Below are 25,471 nucleotides of genomic sequence, written 5' to 3'. Positions count from 1 at the left end.
TCCAGACTGTCCGCCATGTCCGAGCTGCTCGAACTCCCGGCGACCCTCGTCGCCCGCCCGCTGGTGATGTCCGACGCCACCGCCGTCTACGAGGTGATGGCCGCCTCCGAGGTGCACGACGTGGGCTGGGCCGAGATCGCCGAGGCCGACATCGTGGCCGACTGGCAGCGGCCGTCGTACGACGTCTCGGCCGCGACGGTCGGCGTCTTCGACGGTGACCGCCTCGTCGCGTACGCCGAGTTCATGGGCCACGACCGCGGTGACGCGTCGGTCCACCCCGCCTACCGCGGTCGCGGCATCGGCACCGCGCTCGCCGGCTGGATGCAGCAGCGCGCCCGCGCGGGTGGGGCGACCAAGGTCGGCATGCCGGTGCCCGTCGGCTCCGACGGCGACCGGCTGCTGGAGGCGCTCGGCTACGAGGTGCGCTGGAACAGCTGGGTCCTGACCCTGCCGGAGGGCACCACGATCCCCGACCGGGAGCTCCCCGAGGGCTACACGCTGCGCGAGGCCGGACCGGACGACTACGAGGCCTGCTGGACCGTGCTCGAGGACGCGTTCCTCGAGTGGTCGGTCCGCGACCGGGAGCCCTTCGAGGACTTCGTCGCCCGGACCCTGGAGCGGCCCGGGTTCCAGCCCTGGAACCTGCGCCTGGTCACCGACGGCGACGGTGAGGTGGTCGGCGTGACGATCGTGCTCCTCTACGACACCGAGGCGTACGTCGACCGGATCGCCACCCGCAAGGACCAGCGCGGCAAGGGGCTCGCCCAGGCGATGCTCGTCGACGCGTTCGCGGTCGCGCGCGAGCACGGCGCCACGACGTCGGGGCTGAACACCGACTCCCGCACCGGCGCCCTCGGGCTCTACGAGAAGGTCGGCATGAAGGTCACCCAGAACTGGGTGAACCGCGCCATCGACGTCTGACCACGGGCCTAGAACACGTTCCAGTTTTCTGGTTGGGTGTGCCCATGCCGCGCACCCAGTTCGCCACCCGCTACGACCTGCGCGCCCCGGGAGCCGACCCGGCGACGCGGCAGGAGTTGTACGCCCGGGCGGTCGAGCAGGCGGCGTACGTCGACCGCCACGGCATGGACGCGTTGATGGTGTCCGAGCACCACGCGGCCGAGGACGGCTACCTGCCCAGCCCGTTGCTCGTGGCCTCGGCGTTCGCCGCGGTCACCGCGCGGGTGCCGATCACCGTCTCGGCGCTGCTGGTGAACCTCTACGAGCCGGTCCGGCTCGCCGAGGACATCGCGGTGCTCGACCTGCTGAGCAAGGGGCGGGTGAGCTACACCTTCGGCCTCGGCTACCGGCCCGTGGAGTACGAGCTGTACGGCCGGTCGTGGGAGACCCGCGGGCGCGACGTCGAGGAGCGCATCCAGGCGGTGCTCGACGCGTGGTCGAGCGGGCGGACGACACCGCCGCCGTACTCGCAGCCGCACCCGTTCCTCTTCTACGGTGGCGGCAGCCCGGCCGCGGCGCGGCGCGCGGCCCGGCTCGGGCTGAACTTCCAGCCCCAGCACGCGGACGCCGCGCTCAAGGAGCTCTACGACCGGACCTGCCGTGACCACGGTCGCGAGCCCGGGTTCGTCCTGCAGGCGCCGGGCGGTGGACCGGCGAACATCTTCTGCGCCGAGCGGCCCGACGAGTTCTGGGAGCGGTACGGCGAGCACCTGCTGGCCGACGCGGTCGCCTACCAGGAGTGGCACGGCGAGGCCGGGTCGTACGTCGTGGACCACTCCCGCACGGTCGAGGAGATGCAGGCGGCCGGCGTCTACGTGGTGCTCACCGCGGACGACCTGATCGAGCGGTGCCGCTCGGGCGAGGTCCGGCTGGTGACCAGCCACCCGGCGTGCGGGGGCCTGCCTGCCGAGCCGTCCTGGGAGAGCCTGCGACTGGTCTGCGAGACCGTGCTCCCAGCCGTGCGCAACTGAGTCGATCCCGCTACGTTCTCCCCATGGCGAAGACCATCCTGTGCGGAGTCGACAACACCAACACCGCGGCCGCGGCGGCGCGCAAGGCCGCTGAGCTCACGGTCGCCTTCGGTGGCGAGCTGCACCTGCTCTCGGCGTACGGCAAGGTCGAGTCGGAGACCGTCGAGGTCGGCTCGGAGACGATCCTCGTCAGCAACGAGATGGAGGCCGAGCGGGTCGCGGGCGCGATCGCGGTCGAGCTCCGTCAGGAGTACCCCGGCCTCGTCGTGCACGCCACGGCGTCGGAGGGCCGCCCGGGCGAGGCGCTCGTGCACGCCGCCGAGCGGCTCGGCGCCGACCTGATCGTGGTCGGCAACAAGCGCGTGCAGGGCATCGCCCGGGTGCTCGGCAGCATCGCGCGCGACGTCGCCGCGCATGCGCCGTGCGACGTGTACGTCGCGCTCACCCACCGAGGCTGAGCCGCGCTGGATGGTCTGGACGACCTGCGATACCGGCCCGGGCGGGCGTACGCCCGTCTAGCCTCGCCGGATGCGTGTCTTGGTCGCGATCGCGACTCTCCTGGCCAGCTCCGTCGTCGGCCTGGTCGGAGCCTCCCCGGCTTCCGCCGCCGTCGAGACGTGCGCGCCGCCGCACGTCCACGGCGTCGTCGTCACCGCGTTCCACGCCGTCGGCATCGGGTGCGCGGAGGCCGAGGGTCCGGCGATCCACACGCTGCGGCACGGCGAACCGCACGGCTGGACCTGCGCGCGGCGGACCCACCTCCACGACGCCGGGGGCGGCCTCTACTGGCTGAGCTTCAGCTGGCACTGCAGCAAGCCCGGCCACACGTCGTACCACATCCGCTTCCACCACCCGAGGTGACGGGCGCAGGTCCAGCCGCACCTGCTCCTAGCGGACCGTCGTCACCAGCTCGGTGACACCGGGGCGCCGGGGCGTCGACGAGAACCCGAACCGCGGCGACGGGTCGACCGGCGCGAGCGCGCCCAGGTCGGCGCCGTCGAACGCACCGCTCACGGCGGCGACGGCGCGCAGGTCCGTGGCGCCGTACCACTCGCGCCGCCCGTCCTTGGCGCTGCCGCGCGTGCGGACGCCGCGCAGCAGCAGCCGGGCCACCGGGTCGGTGAGACCGCACCACCACGTGCTCTCGGCGACCCGCCGCGGCACCAGCCGGAGCAGCCGGCCCAGCCCGGTCCGGGCGCCGACCGTGAGGTCCAGCGACAGCGACGGCGACCGCACCGACCAGCCGTCGACGGCGACCGGCTCGACCCGGACCTCGTCGAAGGAGTAGGTCTCCGCGACGAACTCGGCGACCTCCACGGTCGGCGCGACCAGGACCCGGTGCCCGCCGGCGGTCTCGACCATCGCGTCCGCGAACGCGCCGTACGGCGACTCGTCCCAGCGGCCCACCACCACTCGGACGCCGCTCGTCGTGCCGACGCCGGCGATCGCGCCCCGGAAGCGCATCAGCGGATCGGCGCGCCCGAGACCGAGCGGGCGATCACCAGCCGCTGGATCTCCGAGGTGCCCTCGAAGATCGTGTAGATCTTGGCGTCGCGCGCCATCCGCTCCACGGGGTACTCACGGGTGAAGCCGTTGCCCCCGAGGATCTGCATCGCATCGGTGGTGACCTTCACCGCGGTCTCGCCGGCGAACAGCTTCGACATCGAGCCCTCGGCGTTCTGGAACTGCTTGCCCTGGCGCGCCATCCACGCCGCGCGCCAGACCAGCAGCCGCGACGCCTCGATCGAGGTGGCCATGTCGGCGAGCTTGAAGGCGATCGCCTGGTTCTCGATGATCGGCTTGCCGAACTGCTCGCGGGTCTTCGCGTAGTCCAGCGCCACCTCGTACGCCGCCCGCGCGATGCCGATCGCCTGCGCGCCGACCGCCGGCCGGGTGCGCTCGAACGTCGCCATCGAGGCGTTGCCACGAGCACCGCCGCCCTCGCGAGCGCGCGCCAGCCGGGCGTCGAGCTTCTCCTTGCCGCCGAGCAGGCAGCGGCCCGGGATCCGCACGTTGTCGAGCACGACCTCGGCGGTGTGCGAGGCGCGGATGCCGTGCTTGTGGAACTTCTGGCCCTGGCTGAGCCCCTTCGTGCCGGGCGGCACGACGAACGACGCCTGCCCGCGGGTGCGCAGGTCGGGGTCCACGACCGCGGTCACGACGTGCACGTCGGCGATGCCGCCGTTGGTCGCCCAGGTCTTGGTGCCGTTCAGCACCCACTCGTCGGTGGCCTCGTCGTACCGCGCGCGGGTGCGCATCGCGCCGACGTCGGAGCCGGCATCGGGCTCCGACGAGCAGAACGCGCCGAGCTTGAGGTCACCCGGGCTGCCGTACATCTGGGGCACCCACTCGCCGACCTGCTCGTCGGTGCCGTTGGCCCGCACGCCGGCGGCCGCGAGCGACGTACCGACGATCGAGAGACCGATGCCGGCGTCGCCCCAGAACAGCTCCTCCATCGTGATCGGGAACCCCAGCCCGGTCTCGTCGAACGCCTGGGTCGCGACGAAGTCCATCGAGTAGAGGCCGATCTTCGCGGCCTCCTCGACGATCGGCCACGGGAACTCCTCGCGCTCGTCCCACTCGGCGGCCGCCGGGCGGACCACGTCCGCGGCGAACTGGCGCACCCAGTCGCGCAGCTCGAGGTGGTCGGGACCCAGGTCGAAGGAGGGGATCGTCTCGCTCACGCACCGCAGGCTACCCACGAGTCACCCGGGAATGCGCGGTCCGCGCTTGACCTTGCCCCTGGGGTCAACGCCTAGCGTCCGGGACGAGGAGGAAGCATGCGGATCGGCGAGGCGGCCAGCAGGGCCGGGGCGAGCACGAAGGCGGTGCGCTACTACGAGTCGCTCGGGCTCGTGTCGGCTCCGCGGCTGGCCAACGGCTACCGCGACTACGACGAGCGGCAGGTGCGCAGGATCGGCGAGATCCGGGGCCTGGTCCGGCTCGGCATCCCGGCCGAGCAGACCCGGCCGTTCCTGGACTGCCTGGACGCAGGGATGGCGGCCGGGGACGACTGCCCGGCGTCGCTGGACACCTACCGGGCCGCGATCGCCGACCTGGACCGGCGGCTCACCGAGCTCGCCGACCGGCGCGACACGCTCGCCGCCCGGCTGGCCGACGCGACCGCACGCTCGACTCCTCGCTGCCTGTTCACCCCGACCGAGGAGCACGTGTGAAGACCGACGCCCCCGCCTTCCCCACCGTCACCGACGCGACCTTCGCCGAGGAGGTCCTCGGCTCCCAGACCCCAGTCCTGGTCGACTTCTGGGCCGCCTGGTGCGGCCCGTGCCACCAGCTCGCGCCCGTCCTCGAGCGGGTCGCCGGCGAGCTCGACGGCCGGGTCCGCGTGGTCGCGCTGAACGCTGACGAGAACCCGGTGACCGCCGCGGCGTACCGCGTCCTCGGGCTCCCGACGATGAAGGTCTTCGCCGGCGGTGAGGAGATCGGCTCGATCACCGGCAGCCGCAGCGCGAGCGCCCTGCGCGACCAGCTGGAACGCCTCCTTCCCTGACCCGGACCTGGGGTCGGAAATGACCCCTTCGGACCAGAGCCGGAACAAACTAGAACTCGTTACAGTGACGCGCGTCACACCAGGGATGTGGGATCCAGGGTGAGGGAGCACAACGTCATGAGCGAGTCCACTCGCGCCGGCATCTCGCGGCGCCGTCTGATCCAGGGAGCCGCAGCCGCGGGCGTCGCGGCCTGGATCCCCTTCGAGCAGATCCCGGCCGCCAGCGCCGCGCTGCCGACGCCGCCGTCCTTCCCGAGCGGCATCCCGCTGTTCCAGCAGTCCTACAAGAACTGGTCCGGCGCGATCGCCGTCGACGCCGTCTGGACGTGTACGCCGGCCAGCGCGGCGCAGGTCGTCACCCTCGCCAACTGGGCGCGGGCCAACGGCTGGCGGCTGCGCGCGAAGGGCAGCTCGCACAACTGGTCGCCGTTGTCGCTGGCCGCCGACGGCAGCGACGCGGCGAACGTCGTGCTCGTCGACACCAAGACCAACCTCAAGGCGATCACCGTCGACACCGCGACGTCACGGGTGCGCGTGCAGACCGGCGCCACGATGGAGGCGCTGCTGACCGCGCTCGAGGCCAAGGGGCTCGGCGTCACCGCCTGCCCCGCGCCCGGTGACCTCACGGTCGGCGGCGTGCTGGCGATCGACGGCCACGGCACCGCGGTCCCCAAGACGGGGGAGACCAAGCCCGCGGGCCACACCTATGGCTCCATCAGCAACCTCGTGCAGCAGGTCACCGCGGTCGTCTGGGACGGCCCGACGTCGACGTACGTGCTCAAGACCTACGACCGCACCGCGCCCGAGGCCGGCGCGCTGATGGCGCACGTCGGACGCGCGTTCGTGACCGAGGTCGTCCTGCAGGCCGGGCCGAACCAGCGGCTGCGCTGCCAGAGCTGGTTCGACATCCCCGCGACCGAGCTCTTCGCACCGGCCGGGTCGGGCGGCAAGACGTTCTCCAGCTACCTCAACTCCGCCGGCCGGGTGGAGGCGATCTGGTTCCCGTTCACGCCGAAACCGTGGCTGAAGGTGTGGAGCGTCGCGCCGAGCAAGCCGCTGCTGTCGCGGCAGGTGAACAGCCCGTACAACTACACGTTCAGCGACAACCTGCCGGACTTCTTCTTCGACCTCGCCGAGTCGATCGTGCGCGGTGACCCCGCGGGGACTCCGGACTTCGGGCTCAACAACTACAACATCGTCGCGGCCGGCCTGGTCACCACGTTCACCTACGACATCTGGGGCTGGTCGAAGAACCTCCTGCTCTACGTGCGGCCGTCGACCCTGCGGGTGACCGCCAACGGCTACGCGATCGTGTGCAAGCGCTCCGACGTGCAGCGGGTGATCCAGGAGTTCACGTTCCGCTACTCCACGCGGCTCAACGACTACCGCCAGCAGGGGAAGTTCCCGATGAACGGGCCCGTCGAGATCCGGGTGACCGGCCTGGACAAGCCGTCCGACGTCGGCGCCACGCGGTCGCCGCAGCTGTCCGCGCTCCGCCCGCGCCCGGACCGGCCGGACTGGGACTGCGCGGTGTGGCTGGACATCCTCACGCTGCCGGGCACGCCGTACGCCGACGAGTTCTACGCCGACATCGAGTCGTGGATCTACGCCAACTACTCGACGTACGCCGACGTACGCCCCGAGTGGTCGAAGGGCTGGGGCTACACGGCGTCGGGCGCCTGGACGTCGAACGACGTGATCGACGCGAAGGTGCCTGCGACGTTCCGGGCCGGCCAGCCGCTCAACGACAACTGGGACTCAGCTCGGCAGATGCTGGACATCCTCGATCCCGCGCGGGTCTTCTCCAGCTCGTTCGTGAACAAGCTCTTGTACTAGACGGAGGGACTCGACGTACGGTGCTGGCATGGCGACCAGCACCCCGCTGCGCGAGCTGCCGCCCCCGCCGAAGGGGCTGCCGCTGATCGGCCGGAGCCTGGAGTACGCCCGTGACCCGATGGCGCTGTTCCGCAAGCAGTGGGACGGCTACGGGCCGGTCTCGCCGATGAGCCTGGTCGGCAAGGACACCTGGGTGATGCTGCTCGGGCCCGACGCCGTCGAGGTCGCGCTGCGCAACGCCGACAAGGCGTGGGCGAACGGGCCGGCCTGGACCTACCTCGTCGGACCGTTCTTCGGGCGCGGCCTGATGTTCCTCGACTTCGACGAGCACCTGCTGCACCGGCGGATCATGCAGCAGGCCTTCACCCGCGACCGCCTGGAGAACTACGTCGGCGCCATGCACCCGGCGATCACGAACGGCCTCGCGACGTGGACGCCGAAGCCGGACTTCCAGGCCTACTGGGCGCTCAAGGACCTCACGCTCGACATCGCCACGAACACGTTCATGGGCGGCGCCGACCACACCTCGGCCGCGGAGATGGAGCAGGTCAACCGGTCGTTCATCGCATGCGTGCAGTCCGCCGCCGCGATCGTGCGCGCCGACGTCCCGTTCACGCGCTGGCACCGCGGCCTGAAGGGACGGCGCCACCTCGAGGAGTTCTTCAACACCTACCTGCCCGAGCGGCGGGCGACCGCGACCGACGACCTGTTCTCGGTGCTCTGCCACATCGAGTCCGAGGACGGTGAGCGGTTCAGCGACCGCGACGTCGTCAACCACATGATCTTCCTGATGATGGCCGCGCACGACACGTCGACGATCACGCTGTCGTCGATGATGCAGTTCCTCGGCCAGCACCCGCAGTGGCAGCAGCGCTGCCGGGCCGAGGCCGAGGAGCTCGCCGCCCGGGTCGGTACGGCGCCCGGGCTGGCCGACCTCGAGTCGCTGACCTCGATCGACCTGGTGATGAAGGAGTCGCTGCGGCTGCGGGCTCCGGTGCCGGTCGTGCTGCGTCAGGCCGTGAAGGACACCGAGGTCCTCGGCACCCGGATCCCGAAGGACACCTTCGCCATCGTGGGTGTCCAGTACGCCCAGCTGATGGAGGAGTACTGGACCGACCCCGAGACGTTCGACCCCGAGCGGTTCTCGCCCGAGCGCCGCGAGGACCGCTCGCACCGCTATGCCTGGGCGCCGTTCGGCGGCGGGGTGCACAAGTGCCTCGGCATGTTCTTCGCGGGCTCCGAGGTGACCGCGCTGATGTTCCACCTCCTGCTCGACTTCGAGTGGTCGGTCGACCCGTCGTACGTCGCCCCGATGAACAACCACTCGCTACCGTTCCCTAAGGACGGCCAGCCGGTGGAGCTGCGCCGCCGCCCGCGATAGTCCCTAACGTTTTGGCTGCCCGCTACGGCGTGTCGGCAGCCAGAACGTGAGGGACTATCGCGCGGAGCACCACCGCTCAGGCGTGCGGGGCGGTCTCCGGCGAGAGCTCGCGGTCGACCCCGGCGTCACCCATGTCGGCGTGGAAGTCCTGGGGGTGGGTCTGGTCGACGCCCTCGTCGAGGCTCATCGCGCGGAAGACGAACGTGAGCACGACGCAGACCAGCAGGTTGGCCAGGAACGCGATCAGCGCGATGTAGACCTTCGTCTCGGTGCCGGGGAAGTTCACCAGCGGTCCGCCGAAGTGCTCCTGCACCGGCGAGGAGACGCCGTACGCCAGCCAGGTGCCGTACGCCATGCCGACCGCCCACCCGGCGAGCAGCGCCCACCGGTGCAGCCACCGGGTGTAGAGCCCGATGACGATCGCGGGCAGGGTCTGCAGGATCCAGACGCCACCGAGCAGCTGGAGGTTGATCGCGAAGTCCTTCGACAGGGCGAGCACGAACACCAGCGCCCCGAACTTCACCAGCAGCGAGACCACCTTGCTCTGGGTCGCCTCCTGGGCGTGCGTCGCGTGGCGGTTGATGAAGGCCTTGTAGACGTTGCGGGTCCACAGGTTCGCGGCCGCGATCGACATGATCGCCGCCGGCACCAGCGCGCCGATCACGATCGCCGCGAACGCCACGCCCGCGAACCACGGGCTGAACTGCTCCTCGAACAGCTGCGGCACCGACTGCTGCGGGTTCTCGACCTTCACCCCGGCAGCGATCGCCACGAAGCCGAGCAGCGCGAGCAGCCCCAGCAGGAAGGAGTACGCCGGCAGCAGCGCCGCGTTGCGGCGGATCACCGAGCGGCTGCGCGTGGACAGGACGCCGGTCACCGAGTGCGGGTACATGAACAGCGCGAGCGCGGAGCCCAGCGCCAGGGAGGCGTACGCCCACTGGGCGACGTCGGGTGGCATGACCGCCTTCGGCGTGGCCTCGCCGGCCGCGATCGCGTCGGCGTTCTCGGAGTTGAACGTGTCGAACGACTCGGTCACGGTCGCGAAGATGTGGTCCCAGCCGCCCACCTGCGACGGGATGTAGAGCACGGCCACGATGATCACGATGTAGATCAGGGTGTCCTTGACGAACGCGATCAGCGCGGGGGCGCGCAGGCCGCTGGAGTAGGTGTAGGCCGCGAGCACCGTGAACGCGATGAACAGCGGCAGGTGGTTCACGAACCAGCTGTCGCTGGTGGTCCCGATGCCCATCACCTGCAGCACGACCTCCATGCCGACCAGCTGGAGCGCGATGTACGGCATCGTCGCGAGGATCCCGGTCAGCGCGATGGCCAGCGCCAGGCCGCGGCTGTCGTAGCGGCCCTGCACGAAGTCGGCCGGGGTGACGTAGCCGTGCCGGTGGCTGACCGACCACAACCGCGGGAGGAACAGGAAGATCAGCGGGTAGACCACGATCGTGTACGGCACCGCGAAGAACCCGACCGCGCTGCCGGCGTACAACGTGGCGGGCACGGCGATGAACGTGTAGGCCGTGTAGATGTCGCCGCCGATGAGGAACCACGCGATGAACGTGCCGAAGCCACGCCCGCCCAGACCCCACTCGTCGAGGCTGTCGAGGTCGGCGCGGCGCCACCGCGCGGCGGCGAAGCCGAGCACGGTGACGAGCAGGAACAGGAAGACGAAGACGCCGAGGACGACGCCGTTCACGTTGTCGATCACGGCTGCTCCTCCTTCGCCGGGGGATCCGTCACCGGCGGCTCGGCGGGCAGGCCGTGCCGCACCCGGTCGGCGCGCTCAGCGCCCTGGGCGATGAGGTACGCCGGCACGGTCAGCGCGACCGCGAGGATGATCAGCGCGAACTGGAACCAGAAGAAGAACGGGAACCCGAACAGGGTCGGGTCGGTCCGGTCGTAGAGCGAGACCCACAGCGGCAGGACCACTGCCGGTGCGAGAAGCAGGTAGACGACGGCCCAGCGCCCTCGTGACGACACGACACACCTCCGAGACATGGCGGACCACCGGCCCGTACCCACTCCCCGTCAGGCGTGAACGGGTGCCCCGTGCTCGCGTGCCTCCTCGACGCCCGGATCGCCGGCGTCCGCGTGGAAGTCCTGCGGCCGGGTCTGGTCGACGCCCGGGTCGACCTTCAGCGCACGCAGCACGACGGTCAGCACGACCGTGACGACCAGGTTGGCGAGGAACGCGACGACCGCGATGTAGACGAGGGTGTCCGTGAACGGGAACTCGACCAGCGGTCCGCCGAAGTGCTCCTTCACCGGCGAGGAGACGCCGTACGCCAGCCAGGTGCCGTACGCCATGCCGACCGCCCACCCGGCGAGCAGCGCCCACCGGTGGAACCACCGGGTGTACAGCCCGAGCACGATCGCGGGCAGGGTCTGCAGCATCCAGACGCCGCCGAGCAGCTGGAGGTTGATCGCGAAGTCCTTCGACAGCGCGAGCACGAACACCAGCGCGCCGACCTTCACCAGCAGCGAGACCAGCTTGGACTGCTGCGCCTCCTGGGCGGGGGTGGCGTCGCGTCTCAGGTACGCCTTGTAGACGTTGCGGGTCCACAGGTTCGCCGCCGCGATCGACATGATCGCCGCCGGGACGAGTGCACCGATCACGATCGCCGCGAACGCGACGCCCGCGAACCACGGGCTGAACTGCTCCTCGAACAGCTGCGGCACCGACTGCTGCGGGTTCTCGACCTTCACCCCGGCCGCGATCGCCACGAAGCCCAGCAGGGACAGCAGGCCGAGGAGCACGGAGTACGCCGGCAGCAGAGCCGCGTTGCGGCGGATGACCGACCGGCTGCGCGTCGACAGCACGCCGGTCACCGAGTGCGGGTACATGAACAGCGCCAGGGCCGAGCCGAGCGCGAGCGACGCGTAGGCCCAGTGCGCGGCCTCGGGCGGGATCATCCCCCGAGGGCTCGCCTGGCCCGCGGCGATCGCGTCGGCGTTGTCGGTGTTGAACGAGGTGAAGCTGTCGTTGGCCGCCTCGAACACGTGGCTCCACCCGCCGACCTGCGCCGGGATGTAGATGACCGCCACGATGATCACGATGTAGATCAGCGCGTCCTTCACGAACGCGATCAGCGCAGGCGCACGCATGCCCGCCTTGTACGTGTAGGCGGCGAGGAAGCCGAACGCGATGAACAGCGGCAGGTCCTTCACGAGCCAGCTGTCGCCGGGCGCGGTGATGCCCATGACCTCGAGCACCACCTGCATGCCCACCAGCTGCAGCGCGATGTACGGCATCGTCGCGAGGATCCCGGTCAGCGCGATGGCCAGCGCCAGTCCCCTGCTGTCGTAGCGGCCCTGCACGAAGTCGGCCGGGGTGACGTAGCCGTGCCGGTGGCTGACCGACCACAGCCGCGGGAAGAAGAGGAACACCAGCGGGTAGGCGATGATCCCGTACGGGATCGCGAAGAAGCCGACCACGCTGCCGGCGTACAACGTCGCGGGGACCGCCACGAACGTGTACGCCGTGTAGAGGTCGCCGCCGATCAGGAACCACGCGACGAACGTGCCGAAGCCACGGCCGCCGAGGCCCCACTCGTCGAGGTTGTCGAGCGACTTCGCGCGCCGCCAGCGGGTCGCGGCGAAGCCGAGGATGGTGACGACGAGGAACAGGAAGACGGAGACGCCGAACGCGACGCCGTCGACCCCGCTCAACGCTGCTCCGGCGGCTCGGGCGCGAGCCCGTGCGCGACGCGGTCGAGCCGGGTGACCTTGGCGGCGACCAGCAGGGCCAGTGAGGTCAGCACCACCGCGACGCCGATCATCGCCATCTGGAACCAGAAGAAGAAGGGGAACCCGAACAGCTCCGGGTCGGCCCGGTCGTAGAGCGGCACCCACAGCGGGAGCACGACCGCCGGGGCGAGGAGCGCGAGGATGAGCAGCCAGTACCTGCGGCGGGCTCGACGATCTGCGTTCAGGAGGTCACCTGCTTCGTGGAGGTTGCCACGAGCACCACGGATAGACCTCGCCGGGCGGTCGTACTCCTGTCAGGCACGGTCCGCCCGGCGGGGGGCTCGGGAGGAATGACCGAGCCCGCCCCGGGAGTGCCGGGACGGGCTCGGATCAGAGCTTGCTCAGCGGGACTCGATCAGAGGATCGGGTTCGCAGTCCTGCTGTTGATGCAGAGAGCACCGAATCGGGTCTCCACACTGACCGCACCGGCGTTCCAGAACCCGAACACGCGGGTCTTCGGCCGCGGCTCCATGCCGAGGAACCAGTTGTGGTGCCAGTTGTGGCCGACCCAGAAGAAGCCCACCGCGGCCTTGTAGCCGAAGAAGTCCGGCTCGTCCTGGTCGCAGGAGTACTCGACGAACCGCGGGTCGCCGACCGGGATGTTGACCCCGGTGCCGGTGCTGACGTCGGCGCTCGGCATGTGCTTCATCGCGAGGGCGTGGGTGTGCGGGTTCGCACCGACCTTGCGGGAGATGCACTTGCCGTACAGGTTGATGTTCGGCAGGTTCGTCGGCGACACCGACAGCGGCACGCTCTCGCCGAACTCCCACGTCCAGCCGCGGCCCGGAGCACCCGGGTTGACCGCCGGGTAGCTCGCGACGAGGCGGTGGTACTTCTGCGGCATGCTGGCCGTCATCTTGAAGCCGGGTGCCACGAAGTACTCACCCGCGCCGCACCCGGTCGGGTCGACGGTGCTCGCACCGGCGCCCCAGCTGTAGTACGACCGGTTGGGTCCGAGGGTCGGGTGCCCGGTCCAGTGGGTGAAGTCGGTCGTCCGCGTGGTCAGCGGCCGCACCAGGATCTGGTGGTTGTGGTTCGGGGCACCGGACTTCTCGGTGAAGCCCCGGACGCAGGTGGCGTAGATCTTCACCTGGGCGTCGCCGTACGCGCGGTTCTCGAACTCGAAGTTCCAGCGGCGCGGGTCGGCGTCCGGCCACGACGCCAGCACGTACACGTCGCGCAGGTCGTTGTACTTGCCGCCGTTGGTGTTGGTGCTCGGGAAGTCGGGGTCCTCGTCCGGGTCGGGGTTCGGAGCGTGGTACGGGTCGACGCTCTTCACCATCCACATGCCGTCGAGCACGATGTCGCCACCGTTGCACTGGAGGAAGGGAGTGGTGGTGTCGCCCATGGTGTCGGTGCCGACACCGGCGAGCTTGAGGTTCTTCTCGACCTTGTAGATGTAGACCTCGTGCTTGTGCTTCTGCGGTGCTGCGTCAGCGGGTGCCGTGGTCGTGGCGACCAGAGCGAGAGGAGCGACGAGCGCGCCGGCAGCCAACGCAACGAGTCGGCGGTACCTGGGGTGGGCCGTCATGATGACGATCTCCTTGCATGTGACAGGAAATGGGGCGTGAGCACGTCTTCCCGAGATCGTTCCTCCCGGTCCCCCCGGTCCGGTCTGCCAAGGCTAAGTCGGCCCCGCGTGACCGAGAAACTGGTCTACGACGGTGGTCTACGCCAATGGTCTAGAACCCCGATCGCACCTCCGGCGCCTGGCCAGCACGAACAGCGCGACCAGACCGCCGGCCAGGATCACCGGGACGTCGGTGACCACGGTGAGCGCGAGCAGCACCAGGAGCACCAGCACGAACGGGCCCGGGCGACCGCGCCGGAACGTTCGCACATCGCCCGACCAGTACGACGAACGCCGCGCCGGCGCGGCCGGCACGGGCACCACTGGTCCGTACCGGCCGGGCAGGTCGCGGAAGATCGGGCCCAGGTCCGCGCGGGTGCGCGCCACCCAGACCCGGTCCAGCCGTTCGGCGTGCTCCTCGACGCCCAGCCGACCCTGCGCGTAGTGCTCGCCGAGCTCGGCCGCGGCCTGCTCGCGCTCGGCGTCGCCGATGCGCAGCTGGCCGTCGTTCACGACCCGTCCTCGAGGTCCTCGGGGTCCTCGGCCGGGTCGCCGTCCGCGAGCAGCCCGTAGAGCCGGCGCCGCGTGTCGACCAGGATGTCGGCGGCGGCGCGGCGCTGCTGGTCGCTGCCGGTGGTCATGATCTGCCAGACCGCGCCCATCATCTGCCCGATCTCCGGCTTGAGGTCGGGGAACGCGTCGTCCGCGCCGTCGGTCTCGCGCTCCTCGAAGGGCGCCCACACCGCGGCCAGCTCGTCGGCGTGCTCGCCGACGTACGTCGCGCCCTCCTCGGTCAGCCGCAGCGTCTTGCGGCCGCGGGTGTCGTCGGACTCGAGCAGGCCCTCGTCCTGGAGCTGCTGCACGGTCGGGTAGACCGAGCCCGGGCTCGGGCGCCAGGCGCCGTTGCTGCGCTCGGCGATCTGCTGGATCACCTGGTAGCCGTTGATGTCCTCGCCGTTCCACTGCGCGGTGCGCACGACGTCGAGGATCGCCGAACGGACGTCACCGCGGCGGACCCGCGGTCCCCGCTGGCGATCACCCTGGGCGAGCCCGAACAGGCCCGCCACCCACGGCGGCGGTCCCGGCCGGCCGGCGCCCGCCGGGCCCCACCCGCTCCAGCCCGCGGCCCACGGCGGGCCGCCGTGACCGTGACCGCCGTGCCGGCGGCCGTGCTGGTTCCACTGGTCTTCTCCATGGCCGGCCCACTGCCGACCGAATCCTCGCTGTCCCATCCCGGGACCTCCTTCGGTTCATCGTGTTCTGGGATATCGCGTCCGACTGTCGGTCGACTGTCGGTCGACTGTCGCCGACAGTTCACGATATATCGCGAGCGTACGCCGGGGCGGGTGCGCAGGCAAGGCGGAATCCCCGGTGGGCCGGGGAAACTGGCACTTCTCAGGGGTTGCAACCCCCGATAAGTGCCGGATTCCCCGGTGAACCGGGGAAACCGACGACGACCCGCTACCGCGCCAGCCAGGCGGCGTACGCGTCGAACGTGTACGGCCGGCCGAGGAAGTCGGCGACCAGGTCGGCAGCATCGCGGGAGCCGCCGGGAGCGAGGACACGGTCGCGGTAGCGCCCGGCGACGGCGGCGTCGAAGTGGTCGGCGGGGTCGAAGGCGGAGAAGAGGTCCTTGGCGATCACCAGCGACCACATGTAGGTGTAGTAGGCCGACGAGTAGCCGCCGAGGTGGCCGAAGCTGGCGAACATGTGGGTGCCCTCGATGTACGGGAACGGTGCGTAGCGCGCCTGCAGCTCCCGGGTCGCCGCGGTCAGGTCGGCCGGCCGGTCGGTGTGGAACCGGTACGACATCGCCGCGTAGAACATCTGGGTCCGCGCCTGGTAGCCCTTGCCGAAGTCGTCCGCGGCCCGCATCCGGTCCACCAGGTCGGCGGGGATCGGCTCGCCGCTCTCGTCCCGGGCGAAGGTGCGCAGCACCTCGGCGTCCCACGCCCACTCCTCGAGCATCTGGCTCGGCGCCTCCACGAAGTCCCACTCGGTGGCGACGCCGGAGAAGCGGGTCCACTCCCCGCCGCCGGCGAGCACGTGGTGCACGAGGTGCCCGAACTCGTGGAACAGCGTGACCACGTGGTCGTGCTCCATCAGCCCGCGCGAGAAGTTGCACACCAGCACGCCCTCGGCGAGCTGCCGCCCGGCCAGCCCCTTCGCGAGGGTGAACTGCGCGGCGTGCTTGTACTTGCCCTCGCGCGGGTGCAGGTCGAGGTAGATGCGGCCGATCCGCGCACCCTCGCGGTGGACGTCGTACGCCGCGACCTCGTCGTGCCAGACCGGTGCCTCCGGCACCGGCTCGTACCGCACGCCGAACAGGCGGGAGGTCACCTCGAGCAGCCCCTCGCGCACCCGGGCGAAGTCGAAGTAGCGGCGCACGTCCTGCGCGTCGACCTCGTGCCGCTCCCGGCGCACGAGCTCCTCGTAGTAGAGGGAGTCGGCGGTGTCGATCGCGGCCGCGTCCGGGACGTCGCGCCGGTAGCGCTCGAGCAGCACCTCGAGGTCGCGGCGCATCGGCTCGTCGGCGACGTCGGCGATCCGGTCGATGAACTCCGGGATCGCCGGGCCCTTCCCGATCATCTTCACGTCGGCGTCGTACGACGCCCAGTCGGCGTACCCGACCAGGTTCGCGAGCTCGTGCCGCAGCGCGAACATCTCCTGCAGCCGCGGCTCGTTCTCGGGCCAGCCGCGCTGGAGGAACGCGATCGTGATGTCGCGGCGCACCGCGGCGTCGTGCGCGAACATCCGCACCGGCAGGGCGTCGGGGTAGTCGGTCGTCACCGTCACCAGCCCCTCGTCGTCCACCGGGTGGGCGTCGAGCCAGTCCTGCGGCAGCCCGGCCAGCCGGTCCGGGGTCACGCGGACCGTGCGGACGTCGTCGCGGATCGCGCGGCTGAACTCCTGGCCGACCTCGGTGAGCCGCTCGTTGATCTGGGCCAGCCGGGCCCGGGTCTGGTCATCGAGGTCGACCCCGGAGCGCCGGAAGTCGTCCAGCGTCTTGGTCAGCAGGCGCGCGGCGACGGGGTCGAGCCCCGCCGGGTCCAGCCCGGCGAACACGTCGTACAGCCGGCGGTCCTGGCGCAGCTCGGTGACCAGCCGGTCCACCTCGACCTCGGCCTGCTCGGCACCGGTGCGCACGGGCTCGGCGGGGTGGACGTTGGCGAACAGCGACGCCACGACCGCGATGTTGCTCAGCGCCAGCGAGACCTCGTCCCACCGGCGCAGCGTCGCGAGCGCGTCACCGGGCGGGTGCTCACGCAGCTCCTCGACGAGGCGGCGCACCTCCGCGAGACCGTCCCGGGTCCGGGCCGCGACCCAGTCCTCGGCGGTGTCGGACGAGGGCAGCGCGAGCGGGGCGACCGTCATGGCGCCAGACTGCCACGCCTCCGGGAGAGGTAGGCGCGCTCGGCCTCGTTCTCGGTCGCCGAGATCGCCGCGTCGTACGCCGCCCGCGCCTCCGCGCTCCGGCCCAGCCGCCGGAGCAGGTCCGCACGGGTCGCGTGCCAGGCGTGGTACGTCGTCAGCTGCAACCGGTCGACCTCGGCCAGCGCCACCTCCGGGCCGTCGAGCTCGGCGACCGCGACCGCGCGGTTGAGCGCGACGATCGGGGTCGGCGCGATCGCGTACAGCTGGCCGTAGAGCGCGGCGATCTGGGACCAGTCGGTGTCACCGGCCGCAGGGGCGTCGGTGTGGACGGCGTTGACCGCCGCGAGCAGCTGGTACTGGCCGGGCCGGTTGCGGGCCAGGCACTCGCGCACCAGCGCATGGCCCTCGGCGATCAGCTCGCGGTCCCAGCCGCCGCGGTCCTGCTCGTGCAGCGGGATCAGCTCGCCGCCGGCGACGCGGGTGCGGCGCCGCGCCTCGGTGAGCAGCATCAGCGCGAGCAGGCCGGCGACCTCGGGCTCGTCCGGGAGCAGCGTCCGCAGGATCCGCCCGAGCCGGATCGCCTCGGCGGTCAGCTCCTCGCGGATCGGCGCACCGCTCGAGCTGGCCAGGTAGCCCTCGTTGAAGACCAGGTAGACCACCGCGAGCACCCCGCCCAGGCGCGCGGTCAGGTCCTCGGGCGCGGGGACGCGGTAGGGGATGTTGGCGTCCTTGATCTTCTTCTTCGCCCGCGTGATCCGCTGCGCCATCGTGGTCTCGGGCACCAGGAAGGCTTGCGCGATCTCGGCGACGGTCAGGCCGCCGAGCAGCCGCAGCGTCAGCGCCACCCGCACCTCCGGCGCGAGCGCCGGGTGGCAGCAGGTGAAGATCAGCCGCAGCCTGTCGTCCTCCACGATGCCGGTCGGCTCGTGGGGGGTGTCGTCCTCGATCATGAGTGCCGCCTGGTGCTTCGCGTCGCGGTGCGACTCACGGCGGATCCGGTCGATGGCCCGGCGTCCCGCGGTGGTGGTGAGCCAGCCGCCGGGGTTCGGCGGTACGCCGTCCTCGGGCCAGCGCTCCATCGCCACGAGGAGCGCCTCACCGGCCGCCTCCTCGGCGATGTCGATGTCGCCGAAGCGACGTACGAGGGAGGCGACCACGCGGCCGTACTCCTCGCGGTAGATCCGTTCGATCGCCTCGTGCGCGTTCATTCGGCCTGGAACGGCCGGACCTCGACCTGACCGGCGCACGCGGCGGACGCCTCCTTGGCCAGCGCCACCGCGGTCTCGAGGTCGGGCGCCTCGATCACCCAGAAGCCGCCCAGCCACTCCTTGGACTCGGCGAACGGGCCGTCGCTGACGACCGCCTCGGCGCCGGTGTTGTCGACGGTGACCGCGGTCTCCCTCGGCTCGAGGCCGCCACCGAACACCCAGATCCCCTCGGCGGTGATCTTGTTGTTGAAGCGGTCGACCGCCTCGAAGATCGGCTGGATCTCGTCCTCGGACGGGACCGGGTCGCCGACGCGGTGGTGCACGGAGAGCATGTACTGGGTCATCGGAATCCTCCTGGATCGGGGGCCTGGTCGGCCTGACACCATCTCCACGAACGAGCGGGCGGCGATACGACAGCCTTCCCGAACTCCTTTCCCGATGCCTACGGTGACACACATGTCGACTCCGCAGTTCACCCTGTCCTCGACCGTCCTCGGCAGCTCGGACCCGCGGGGTCTGGCCGGCTTCTACCGTGACCTGCTCGACTGGGAGGTCCGTGTCGAGCAGCCCGAGTGGGTGGTGCTCCGCTCGCCACAGGGTGCGGGCCTGTCGTTCCAGCTCGAGGACGGGCACGTGCCGCCGACGTGGCCGTCCGGCCCGGGTGACCAGCAGATGCAGGTGCACCTCGACATCGGCGTCAGCGACCTGGCCGCCGGGGTCGCCCGCGCCCAAGCGCTCGGCGCCAGCCTCGCCGACGAGCAGCCGCAGGACGACGTCCGCGTGCTGGTCGACCCGGCCGGCCACCCGTTCTGCCTGTTCGAGCCCGCGGCCGGCGAGTGAGGATGGGCGCATGACGACCACCTGGGACGAGGTCTACCGCGCCAACGTCGCGGCGCTCACCGCGCTGGGCGCCGAGCTGACCGACGAGCAGCTCGCGACCACGGTGCCCGGCACCCCGGCCTGGACGGTCCACGACGTGTTCGCGCACCTCGCCGGTGGGCCCGCCGACGCGGTGACCGAGCGGATGGACGGCGCGCCCGGCCCCGCGTGGACCGCCCGGCACGTCTCCGAGCGGGCCGGCCTGCCGGTCGCGGAGCTGACCGCGGAGATGAAGGCCAACCAGGACGCGGTCGGCGCCTCGACCATCGACAACCCGCGGCCGGCGATCGTCTGGGACATCGCCGTCCACCACGCCGACCTCCACGAGGCGCTCGGCCTGGGCCGGCTCCCCGAGCCGCTGTGGCGCAAGGTGTTCGACAACGTCGCGCCGTACAAGCTCGGCGGTGCCGAGGTGCCGGACCACGTCGACGACTACGAGCTGTTCCGCGCGCTGTTCTCGCGCCGGTCCCGTCAGCAGATGCGGGCCTGGGGGCTGGCGCTGTCGCCGGACCAGCTCGACGAGCTGGGCATCTTCGGCCCGCGCGAGGACGACCAGCCCGTACCCTGAGGGCGTGCTCACCCGGTCCCTGTCGCTGCGCCTCGGCGCGCTCGTCGCCGCCGTCGCGCTCAGCGTGACGGGTGCCGTCGCCGTCGCGGACGCCCCGGCCGCCGACCACGCCGAGGCCTCGAAGCAGGGCAAGGACCCACGCACGTCGCGCGGGCTGTTCGTCGACTCCCTGATGCCGGCGGCCAACCAGGAGCCGGTCTACCGCAACCAGATCGGCAGCTACGCCCAGGCGTTGTGGATCATCCCCGAGGCGTACGGCACCCCGTGGGTGCGCGACATCGTCCGCGACTACACGCGGCGCGCGCTCGACGCGAACAAGACCCCGATGCTGGTCATCTACGGCATCCCCGGCCGGGACTGCGGCAGCCACTCCTCCGGCGGAGCCCTGCAGACGGCCGCGCAGTACCGCGCCTGGATCAAGCAGGTCGCGGCCGGCGTGCGCAACCAGACCGCGATCGTGGTGGTGGAGCCCGACGCGCTCCCGCTGTTCAGCAGCTCGGTGGCCGCCTGCCCGACCAAGCCCGAGGGCTGGCAGGCGATGCTGCGCTTCGCCAACAAGGTGCTCGGCAAGACCGACGCCTGGGTCTACCTCGACGCGGGGCACTCGAACTGGACCCCGTACGACGACCGCCCGGCGTTCCTGAAGCAGGCGGGCATCCAGTACATCCGCGGATTCAGCACCAACGTCTCGAACTTCCGCACCACCGGGTCGGAGAAGAAGTACGCCGAGACCCTGCTGCGCGGCCTGCGCAAGCTCGGGATCAGGGGCAAGCACTACGTCGTCGACACCTCGCGCAACGGAGCGAACGGCGGGCCGCAGGACGACCAGGTCCTGAACCCGGTCTGGGCCCGCGTCGGTCAGCCGCCGCGGCTGCTGTTCCAGGGCCCGTTCGACGGCCGGCTCTGGGTGAAGCACCCCGGCGAGTCCGACGGCCAGGTCAACGGCGGGCCCCCGTCCGGCCAGTGGTGCGACCTGCTCGCCGACCGGCTCCTGGGCCGCCCCGACTCCGGCGTCTGCTGACCGGAGGACGGCGATGGCGACGTACGCGGTCAACCCCGACGCCGTCGCCCACGCGCGCTCGATGATCGACAAGCGCCAGTACGTCCTCGACAGCGACTGGGGCGAGGTCCAGCCGGACGCCGCCGCGCAGAACGCCTACCTCGAGCGGCACTCGTGGGACGAGTACGCCGCCTGGCACCTCGGCCTCACCGAGGGCGCGAACGACGAGACCAAGGCGCGCTACGCGTTCGGGTACGGCGACCTGCGCCGGGTGCACCGCTCCGGCCTGATCGCGTGTGTCTACCGGGCCGCGGAGTGGCGGCACAAGCAGGTGGAGCTGGCCGCCCACGAGCTGCTCCAGCACCTCGACCGGGTCGCGGGCATCGAGTAGCCCGGCCGGCGTCAGGCCTTGTCTTCGGTGCGGTCCTCGGCGAGCGTGTACGCGACGACGGCGTTCGCGTGGCCGTGGCCCATGCCGTGCTCGTCCTTGAGCAGCGCGACCAGGTCCGAGTGCCTCGCACCGTCGCCGTAGCGGGGCGCCGAGCGGACCACCGCCTGCCACTCCGCGATCGGCCGGCCGTACTTCTTCTCGATCGACGGGAAGTACGACGCCGGTCCGCTGACCTTGGGCTCCACGCTCATCGGTTGATCCTCTCCATGTACGCCACGTCGATCTGCGGCACACGTTTTCGACCTCGCGGCGGAACAGGATTCATCGGTCATTAGGTTGGGGCATCGTGCGCAGACTCCGGGACCTGATGGCCGACACCCGTCCCCTGCGCAACGACCACTTCCGCCGGCTCTGGCTCGCGAACATCATCACGGTCGTCGGCGCGCAGCTGACCGTGGTGGCGGTGCCGGCGCAGATCTACCAGATGACGGGATCGTCGGCGTACGTCGGCCTGACCGGCCTGTTCGGGCTGGTGCCGCTGGTCGTCTTCGGGCTGTGGGGCGGCGCGCTCGCCGACCACTTCGACCGGCGCACCCTGATGATCTGCACGACCACCGGCCTGATCGGGACTAGCGCGCTGTTCTGGGTCCAGGCCGCGCTGGGCAACACCGACGTGTGGCTGCTGCTCGGGCTGTTCTCGGTGCAGCAGGCGTTCTTCGCGGTCAACCAGCCGACCCGCAGCGCGATCCTGCCCAAGCTGCTCCCCGCGGAGCTGCTGCCGGCGGCGAACTCGCTGAACATGACGCTGTTCACGGCCGGCGCCATCGGTGGCCCGCTGCTGGCGGGCGTGCTGATCCCGGTGATCGGGTTCAGCTGGCTGTACCTGATCGACACGCTCTCGCTGTTCGCGACGCTCGGCGCGGTCGTCCGCCTCCCGAGGCTGCCGGTCGAGGCTGCGATGAAGGGCACGCCGGGGCTGCGCTCGGTGATCGAGGGCTTCCGATACCTGCGCGGCCACCCGGTGCTGATGATGTCGTTCGTCGTCGACCTGATCGCGATGGTCTTCGGCATGCCGCGGGCGCTGTTCCCGGAGATCGCGCACACCTCGTTCAACGGCCCGGACGAGGGCGGGCTGGTGTTCGCCCTGCTGTTCGCGGCGATCCCCGCCGGCGCGGTGATCGGCGGCATCTTCTCGGGCTGGGTCTCGCGGGTCGACCGGCAGGGCTACGCGGTGATCGTCTGCATCCTGATCTGGGGTGCCGCGATGACCGGCTTCGGCGTGGCGGTCGCGCTGGCTGACCAGTGGCAGCAGGCGATGCTGCTGGTCGCGCTGCTGATGCTGGTGGTCGGAGGAGCGGCCGACATGGCGTCGGCCGCCTTCCGCACCAGCATGCTCCAGAGCGCCGCCGACGACGCGGTACGTGGGCGGCTCCAGGGCATCTTCATCGTGGTCGTCGCCGGCGGGCCACGCATCGCGGACGTCGTGCACGGCGCCAGCGCCGCGATGGTGGGTACGGCGGCCGCGGCCGCGGGCGGCGGCATCCTGGTGATCGTCGGCACCATGGTCGCGGCGGTCGCGGTGCCGTCGTTCATTCGGTACCGGATCACCCGGACACCTACCATCACCCAGTGATCGACCCTGACGACCTGGCCACCACCATCCGCGTGCTCGGCCAGCTGCACCACCTCGACGAGGACCACCCCGACCGCGTGGCGGTCAAGCGGGCGGCCTCGCACATGTACAAGGCCCTGAAGGCCGAGCGCCGGATGCGCAAGCGGGCCGCGGAGCTCGCCCACGACCGCGAGATCACCGAGCGCACCGCGACCGGGTCGCCGATGCGGATCGACGACGAGACACTGGGCATCCCGCTGGTCTCGAATGCGCCGGGTGCGTTCGCCGGTGAGCTGATCAACCCGCGCGGCTGCTACATCTGCAAGAACGACTACACGCTCGTCGACGCGTTCTACCACTACCTCTGTCCGAGCTGCGCCGCGATGTCGCACGCCAAGCGCGACCAGGGCACCGACCTCACCGGACGCCGCGCGCTGCTGACCGGAGGCCGCGCCAAGATCGGCATGTACATCGCGCTCCGGCTGCTCCGCGACGGCGCGCACACGACGATCACGACCCGCTTCCCCCACGACGCCGTACGCCGGTTCTCCGCACTCGAGGACAGCGCGGACTGGATCGACCGGCTCAAGATCGTCGGCATCGACCTGCGCGACCCCACCCAGGTGATCGCGCTCGCCGACGAGGTCGCCGCGGCCGGCCCGCTCGACATCCTCATCAACAACGCCTGCCAGACCGTACGGCGCAGCCCGGGCTCGTACGCGCCGCTCGTCGAGGCCGAGAACGCGCCGCTGCCGACCGGCACGGTGCTGCCGGAGATCGTGTCGTTCGACCACATCAGCGACGCCCACCCCGCCGCCATCGCGGGCACCCTGAAGAAGCACGCGGTCGCCCACCACGAGACGCCCGCGCACACCCCGGCCTCGATCACGGCGCTCGCGCTGAAGGCCGGCAACGCCAGCCTCGAGGCGCACCTCGCCGGCACGGCGGTCGACGCCGGAGGCCTGCTGCCCGACCTGCAGACGACGAACTCCTGGACCCAGACCGTCGAGGAGGTCGACCCGCTCGAGCTGCTCGAGGTGCAGCTGTGCAACGCGACCGCGCCGTTCCTGCTCGTCTCGCGGCTGCGCGCCTCGCTGCGCGCGTCCTCGGCGCGACGCACCTACATCGTGAACGTCTCGGCGATGGAAGGTCAGTTCGGCGGCCGTCGCTACAAGGGGCCGGGCCACCCGCACACCAACATGGCGAAGGCGGCGCTGAACATGCTGACCCGCACCAGCGCCGGCGAGATGTTCGAGACCGACCAGATCCTGATGAACGCCGTGGACACCGGCTGGATCACCGACGAGCGGCCGCACCAGGAGAAGCTGCGGATCGCGGCCGAGGGCTGGCACGCCCCGCTCGACCTGGTCGACGGCGCGGCGCGCGTCTACGACCCGATCGTGCGCGGCGAGGCCGGCGAAGATCTCTACGGTCACTTCCTCAAGGACTTCGAGCCCTCGCCCTGGTGAGTACGCTCGCCTCGTGGCCGCGGACGTCCCCACCCTCTACGACTGGGCGGGCGGGCGCGCCGCGATCCGCCGGCTCATCGACTGCTTCTACGACCGGGTCGAGCGCGACGAGCTGCTGACGGCGTTCTTCCCCGGAGGGGTCTCCGAGGAGCACCGTGACCACGTGACGGCGTGGTGGTCGGAGGTGTTCGGCGGACCAGACGCCTACACCCGTGACCACGGCGGGTACGAGCGGATGCTCGCGCACCACGTCGGGCTGAGCATCACCGCCGAGCAGCGGCACCGGTTCGCGTCGACGATGAGCCTGGCCGCCGACGACGCGCAGCTCCCGGACGACCCGGAGTTCCGCGCGGCGCTGGTCGGCTACCTCGAGTGGGGCACCCGGCTGGCGGTGCAGAACTCCCAGCCGGGCGCCGACGTGGTGGAGCACGCCCCGGTCCCGCGCTGGGGCTGGGGCGTGGCGCCGCCGTACCAGCCCTAGAGGAGGCCGCGGACGTACGCCGCCTGGCCGACGTGCTGCGCGTCGTCGTCGACGACGCTGACCAGCCGCACGCCCCGGGTGACCGGCGGGTCCCAGCTCTCGTCGACGACGTCGTCGAGGTCGGCCTCGGTCAGCGTGCGCAGGTAGGCGACGGTCGCCTCGTGGGTGGCGCGCAGGTAGCCCGCCAGCAGGTCGGCGCTCGCGCGCACCTTCGCGACCTGCTCGCTGGTGTGCCCGTAGCCGTGGTCGGAGGGATCCAGGTCGAGGCCGAAGCGGTCGGCCCAGCCGTCGCGGGTCCACACCTCGTCGGTGCCGGCGAGCGGCGCGACGTGGGAGTCCTGCACGCGGGTGAGGTGCCAGACCAGCCAGGCGATGGAGTTGGCGTCCGGGGCCGGACGGTGCGCGAGCTGGTCCTCGGTGAGCCCGTCGACCACGGCCAGGCCGTTCTCGAGGACCCGCTCGAGGGCGTCGATGTAGATCTCTGCCGGTGTCATGCCTCGACA

At 71.2% G+C, this 25,471-nt stretch carries 29 protein-coding genes; 15 read left to right on the top strand and 14 right to left on the bottom strand.

Annotated features, from left to right (window positions below):
* The first annotated feature begins 15 nt into the window (after positions 1-15).
* The 4 genes from ABD875_RS12395 to ABD875_RS12380 all read left to right on the top strand — a co-directional run bounded on the left by ABD875_RS12395 (position 16) and on the right by ABD875_RS12380 (position 2,792).
* Positions 16-921, top strand: coding sequence for a GNAT family N-acetyltransferase (locus ABD875_RS12395; RefSeq protein ID WP_345177015.1), 906 nt, complete (start codon positions 16-18; stop codon positions 919-921).
* Between the two features lie 44 nt (positions 922-965).
* Positions 966-1,931 carry an LLM class flavin-dependent oxidoreductase gene (locus tag ABD875_RS12390; RefSeq protein WP_345177011.1) on the top strand — a complete coding sequence of 322 codons (966 nt, stop codon included), beginning with the start codon at positions 966-968 and terminating at the stop codon, positions 1,929-1,931.
* Positions 1,932-1,954: 23 nt separating this feature from the next.
* On the top strand, positions 1,955-2,389 hold the full coding sequence (locus ABD875_RS12385) for a universal stress protein (protein WP_345177008.1): 435 nt from the start codon (positions 1,955-1,957) through the stop codon (positions 2,387-2,389).
* A gap of 70 nt (positions 2,390-2,459) precedes the next feature.
* Positions 2,460-2,792: a hypothetical protein gene (locus ABD875_RS12380; RefSeq protein ID WP_345177002.1), complete on the top strand. Its 333-nt coding sequence runs from the start codon at positions 2,460-2,462 to the stop codon at positions 2,790-2,792.
* Between the two features lie 27 nt (positions 2,793-2,819).
* Here ABD875_RS12380 and ABD875_RS12375 read toward each other — a convergent pair whose 3' ends face one another.
* Positions 2,820-3,395: a hypothetical protein gene (locus tag ABD875_RS12375; RefSeq protein ID WP_345176998.1), complete on the bottom strand. Its 576-nt coding sequence runs from the start codon at positions 3,393-3,395 to the stop codon at positions 2,820-2,822.
* Positions 3,395-4,615, bottom strand: a complete 1,221-nt coding sequence (locus ABD875_RS12370; RefSeq protein ID WP_345176993.1) for an acyl-CoA dehydrogenase family protein — start codon at positions 4,613-4,615, stop codon at positions 3,395-3,397. Before ABD875_RS12370 ends, ABD875_RS12375 begins: the two co-directional genes overlap by 1 nt.
* A 96-nt stretch (positions 4,616-4,711) precedes the next feature.
* Here ABD875_RS12370 and ABD875_RS12365 point away from each other — a divergent pair, with 96 nt between their 5' ends.
* From ABD875_RS12365 to ABD875_RS12350, 4 genes are all read left to right on the top strand, one after another.
* Positions 4,712-5,107: a MerR family transcriptional regulator gene (locus tag ABD875_RS12365; RefSeq protein WP_345176990.1), complete on the top strand. Its 396-nt coding sequence runs from the start codon at positions 4,712-4,714 to the stop codon at positions 5,105-5,107.
* Entirely contained in the window at positions 5,104-5,442 is a 339-nt protein-coding gene (locus ABD875_RS12360; RefSeq protein ID WP_345176987.1) for a thioredoxin family protein, read from the top strand. Before ABD875_RS12365 ends, ABD875_RS12360 begins: the two co-directional genes overlap by 4 nt.
* A gap of 117 nt (positions 5,443-5,559) precedes the next feature.
* The gene (locus tag ABD875_RS12355) at positions 5,560-7,278 is read left to right on the top strand and encodes a cholesterol oxidase substrate-binding domain-containing protein (protein WP_345176983.1); all 1,719 of its coding nucleotides are present in this window, start codon (positions 5,560-5,562) and stop codon (positions 7,276-7,278) included.
* Between the two features lie 28 nt (positions 7,279-7,306).
* The gene (locus tag ABD875_RS12350; protein ID WP_345176981.1) at positions 7,307-8,659 is read left to right on the top strand and encodes a cytochrome P450; all 1,353 of its coding nucleotides are present in this window, start codon (positions 7,307-7,309) and stop codon (positions 8,657-8,659) included.
* 76 nt (positions 8,660-8,735) lie between these two features.
* Here the strand turns inward: ABD875_RS12350 and mctP (ABD875_RS12345) are convergent, their stop codons facing one another.
* From mctP (ABD875_RS12345) to ABD875_RS12300, 10 genes are all read right to left on the bottom strand, one after another.
* On the bottom strand, positions 8,736-10,376 hold the full coding sequence (gene mctP / locus ABD875_RS12345; protein ID WP_345176978.1) for a monocarboxylate uptake permease MctP: 1,641 nt from the start codon (positions 10,374-10,376) through the stop codon (positions 8,736-8,738).
* On the bottom strand, positions 10,373-10,648 hold the full coding sequence (locus tag ABD875_RS12340; protein ID WP_345176973.1) for a DUF3311 domain-containing protein: 276 nt from the start codon (positions 10,646-10,648) through the stop codon (positions 10,373-10,375). The genes mctP (ABD875_RS12345) and ABD875_RS12340 overlap by 4 nt, the downstream gene beginning before the upstream one ends.
* Before the next feature lie 48 nt (positions 10,649-10,696).
* Positions 10,697-12,337 carry a monocarboxylate uptake permease MctP gene (mctP, locus tag ABD875_RS12335; RefSeq protein ID WP_345176970.1) on the bottom strand — a complete coding sequence of 547 codons (1,641 nt, stop codon included), beginning with the start codon at positions 12,335-12,337 and terminating at the stop codon, positions 10,697-10,699.
* A complete protein-coding gene (locus ABD875_RS12330) occupies positions 12,334-12,558 on the bottom strand; it encodes a DUF3311 domain-containing protein (RefSeq protein WP_345177988.1) in 225 nt (74 codons plus the stop codon). The genes mctP (ABD875_RS12335) and ABD875_RS12330 overlap by 4 nt, the downstream gene beginning before the upstream one ends.
* 212 nt (positions 12,559-12,770) lie before the next feature.
* Positions 12,771-13,946, bottom strand: coding sequence for a hypothetical protein (locus ABD875_RS12325; RefSeq protein ID WP_345176966.1), 1,176 nt, complete (start codon positions 13,944-13,946; stop codon positions 12,771-12,773).
* 138 nt (positions 13,947-14,084) lie between these two features.
* Positions 14,085-14,498: a DUF1707 SHOCT-like domain-containing protein gene (locus tag ABD875_RS12320; RefSeq protein WP_345176962.1), complete on the bottom strand. Its 414-nt coding sequence runs from the start codon at positions 14,496-14,498 to the stop codon at positions 14,085-14,087.
* Positions 14,495-15,217 (bottom strand): PadR family transcriptional regulator, encoded by a 723-nt coding sequence (locus ABD875_RS12315; RefSeq protein WP_345176959.1) that lies wholly within the window; start codon positions 15,215-15,217, stop codon positions 14,495-14,497. The genes ABD875_RS12320 and ABD875_RS12315 overlap by 4 nt, the downstream gene beginning before the upstream one ends.
* A gap of 229 nt (positions 15,218-15,446) precedes the next feature.
* Positions 15,447-17,360 (bottom strand): M3 family metallopeptidase, encoded by a 1,914-nt coding sequence (locus tag ABD875_RS12310; RefSeq protein ID WP_345176955.1) that lies wholly within the window; start codon positions 17,358-17,360, stop codon positions 15,447-15,449.
* Entirely contained in the window at positions 17,357-18,568 is a 1,212-nt protein-coding gene (locus ABD875_RS12305; RefSeq protein WP_345176951.1) for an RNA polymerase sigma factor, read from the bottom strand. The genes ABD875_RS12310 and ABD875_RS12305 overlap by 4 nt, the downstream gene beginning before the upstream one ends.
* A complete protein-coding gene (locus tag ABD875_RS12300) occupies positions 18,565-18,912 on the bottom strand; it encodes a YciI family protein (RefSeq protein ID WP_345176947.1) in 348 nt (115 codons plus the stop codon). Before ABD875_RS12300 ends, ABD875_RS12305 begins: the two co-directional genes overlap by 4 nt.
* A 112-nt stretch (positions 18,913-19,024) precedes the next feature.
* Here ABD875_RS12300 and ABD875_RS12295 point away from each other — a divergent pair, with 112 nt between their 5' ends.
* From ABD875_RS12295 to ABD875_RS12280, 4 genes are read left to right on the top strand one after another with little or no spacing between them, the layout of a single operon-like run.
* Positions 19,025-19,408: a VOC family protein gene (locus ABD875_RS12295; RefSeq protein ID WP_345176942.1), complete on the top strand. Its 384-nt coding sequence runs from the start codon at positions 19,025-19,027 to the stop codon at positions 19,406-19,408.
* A 10-nt stretch (positions 19,409-19,418) separates the two neighbouring features.
* Positions 19,419-20,015: a maleylpyruvate isomerase N-terminal domain-containing protein gene (locus tag ABD875_RS12290; RefSeq protein ID WP_345176936.1), complete on the top strand. Its 597-nt coding sequence runs from the start codon at positions 19,419-19,421 to the stop codon at positions 20,013-20,015.
* 4 nt (positions 20,016-20,019) lie between these two features.
* On the top strand, positions 20,020-21,036 hold the full coding sequence (locus ABD875_RS12285) for a glycoside hydrolase family 6 protein (protein ID WP_345176930.1): 1,017 nt from the start codon (positions 20,020-20,022) through the stop codon (positions 21,034-21,036).
* A 13-nt stretch (positions 21,037-21,049) separates the two neighbouring features.
* The gene (locus tag ABD875_RS12280; protein ID WP_345176924.1) at positions 21,050-21,406 is read left to right on the top strand and encodes a hypothetical protein; all 357 of its coding nucleotides are present in this window, start codon (positions 21,050-21,052) and stop codon (positions 21,404-21,406) included.
* An 11-nt stretch (positions 21,407-21,417) separates the two neighbouring features.
* Here the strand turns inward: ABD875_RS12280 and ABD875_RS12275 are convergent, their stop codons facing one another.
* Positions 21,418-21,657, bottom strand: a complete 240-nt coding sequence (locus ABD875_RS12275) for a DUF4287 domain-containing protein (RefSeq protein ID WP_345176920.1) — start codon at positions 21,655-21,657, stop codon at positions 21,418-21,420.
* Between the two features lie 95 nt (positions 21,658-21,752).
* Here ABD875_RS12275 and ABD875_RS12270 point away from each other — a divergent pair, with 95 nt between their 5' ends.
* Genes ABD875_RS12270 through ABD875_RS12260 form a run of 3 tightly spaced genes read left to right on the top strand, consistent with a single transcriptional unit; the run spans position 21,753 to position 24,968 of the window.
* Positions 21,753-23,039 (top strand): MFS transporter, encoded by a 1,287-nt coding sequence (locus ABD875_RS12270; protein ID WP_345176915.1) that lies wholly within the window; start codon positions 21,753-21,755, stop codon positions 23,037-23,039.
* Positions 23,036-24,487, top strand: a complete 1,452-nt coding sequence (locus tag ABD875_RS12265) for an SDR family NAD(P)-dependent oxidoreductase (protein ID WP_345176910.1) — start codon at positions 23,036-23,038, stop codon at positions 24,485-24,487. Before ABD875_RS12270 ends, ABD875_RS12265 begins: the two co-directional genes overlap by 4 nt.
* 13 nt (positions 24,488-24,500) lie before the next feature.
* Positions 24,501-24,968 carry a group II truncated hemoglobin gene (locus ABD875_RS12260; protein ID WP_345176904.1) on the top strand — a complete coding sequence of 156 codons (468 nt, stop codon included), beginning with the start codon at positions 24,501-24,503 and terminating at the stop codon, positions 24,966-24,968.
* Here ABD875_RS12260 and ABD875_RS12255 read toward each other — a convergent pair.
* Positions 24,965-25,462: a mycothiol transferase gene (locus tag ABD875_RS12255; protein ID WP_345176899.1), complete on the bottom strand. Its 498-nt coding sequence runs from the start codon at positions 25,460-25,462 to the stop codon at positions 24,965-24,967. The two genes, ABD875_RS12260 and ABD875_RS12255, sit on opposite strands and share 4 nt — an antisense overlap.
* Positions 25,463-25,471: the final 9 nt, after the last annotated feature.

This window comes from Nocardioides caricicola, assembly GCF_039541135.1.
GTDB classification, from domain to species: Bacteria; Actinomycetota; Actinomycetes; order Propionibacteriales; family Nocardioidaceae; genus Nocardioides; species Nocardioides caricicola.
This window is presented reverse-complemented; position numbering and strand designations above follow the sequence as displayed.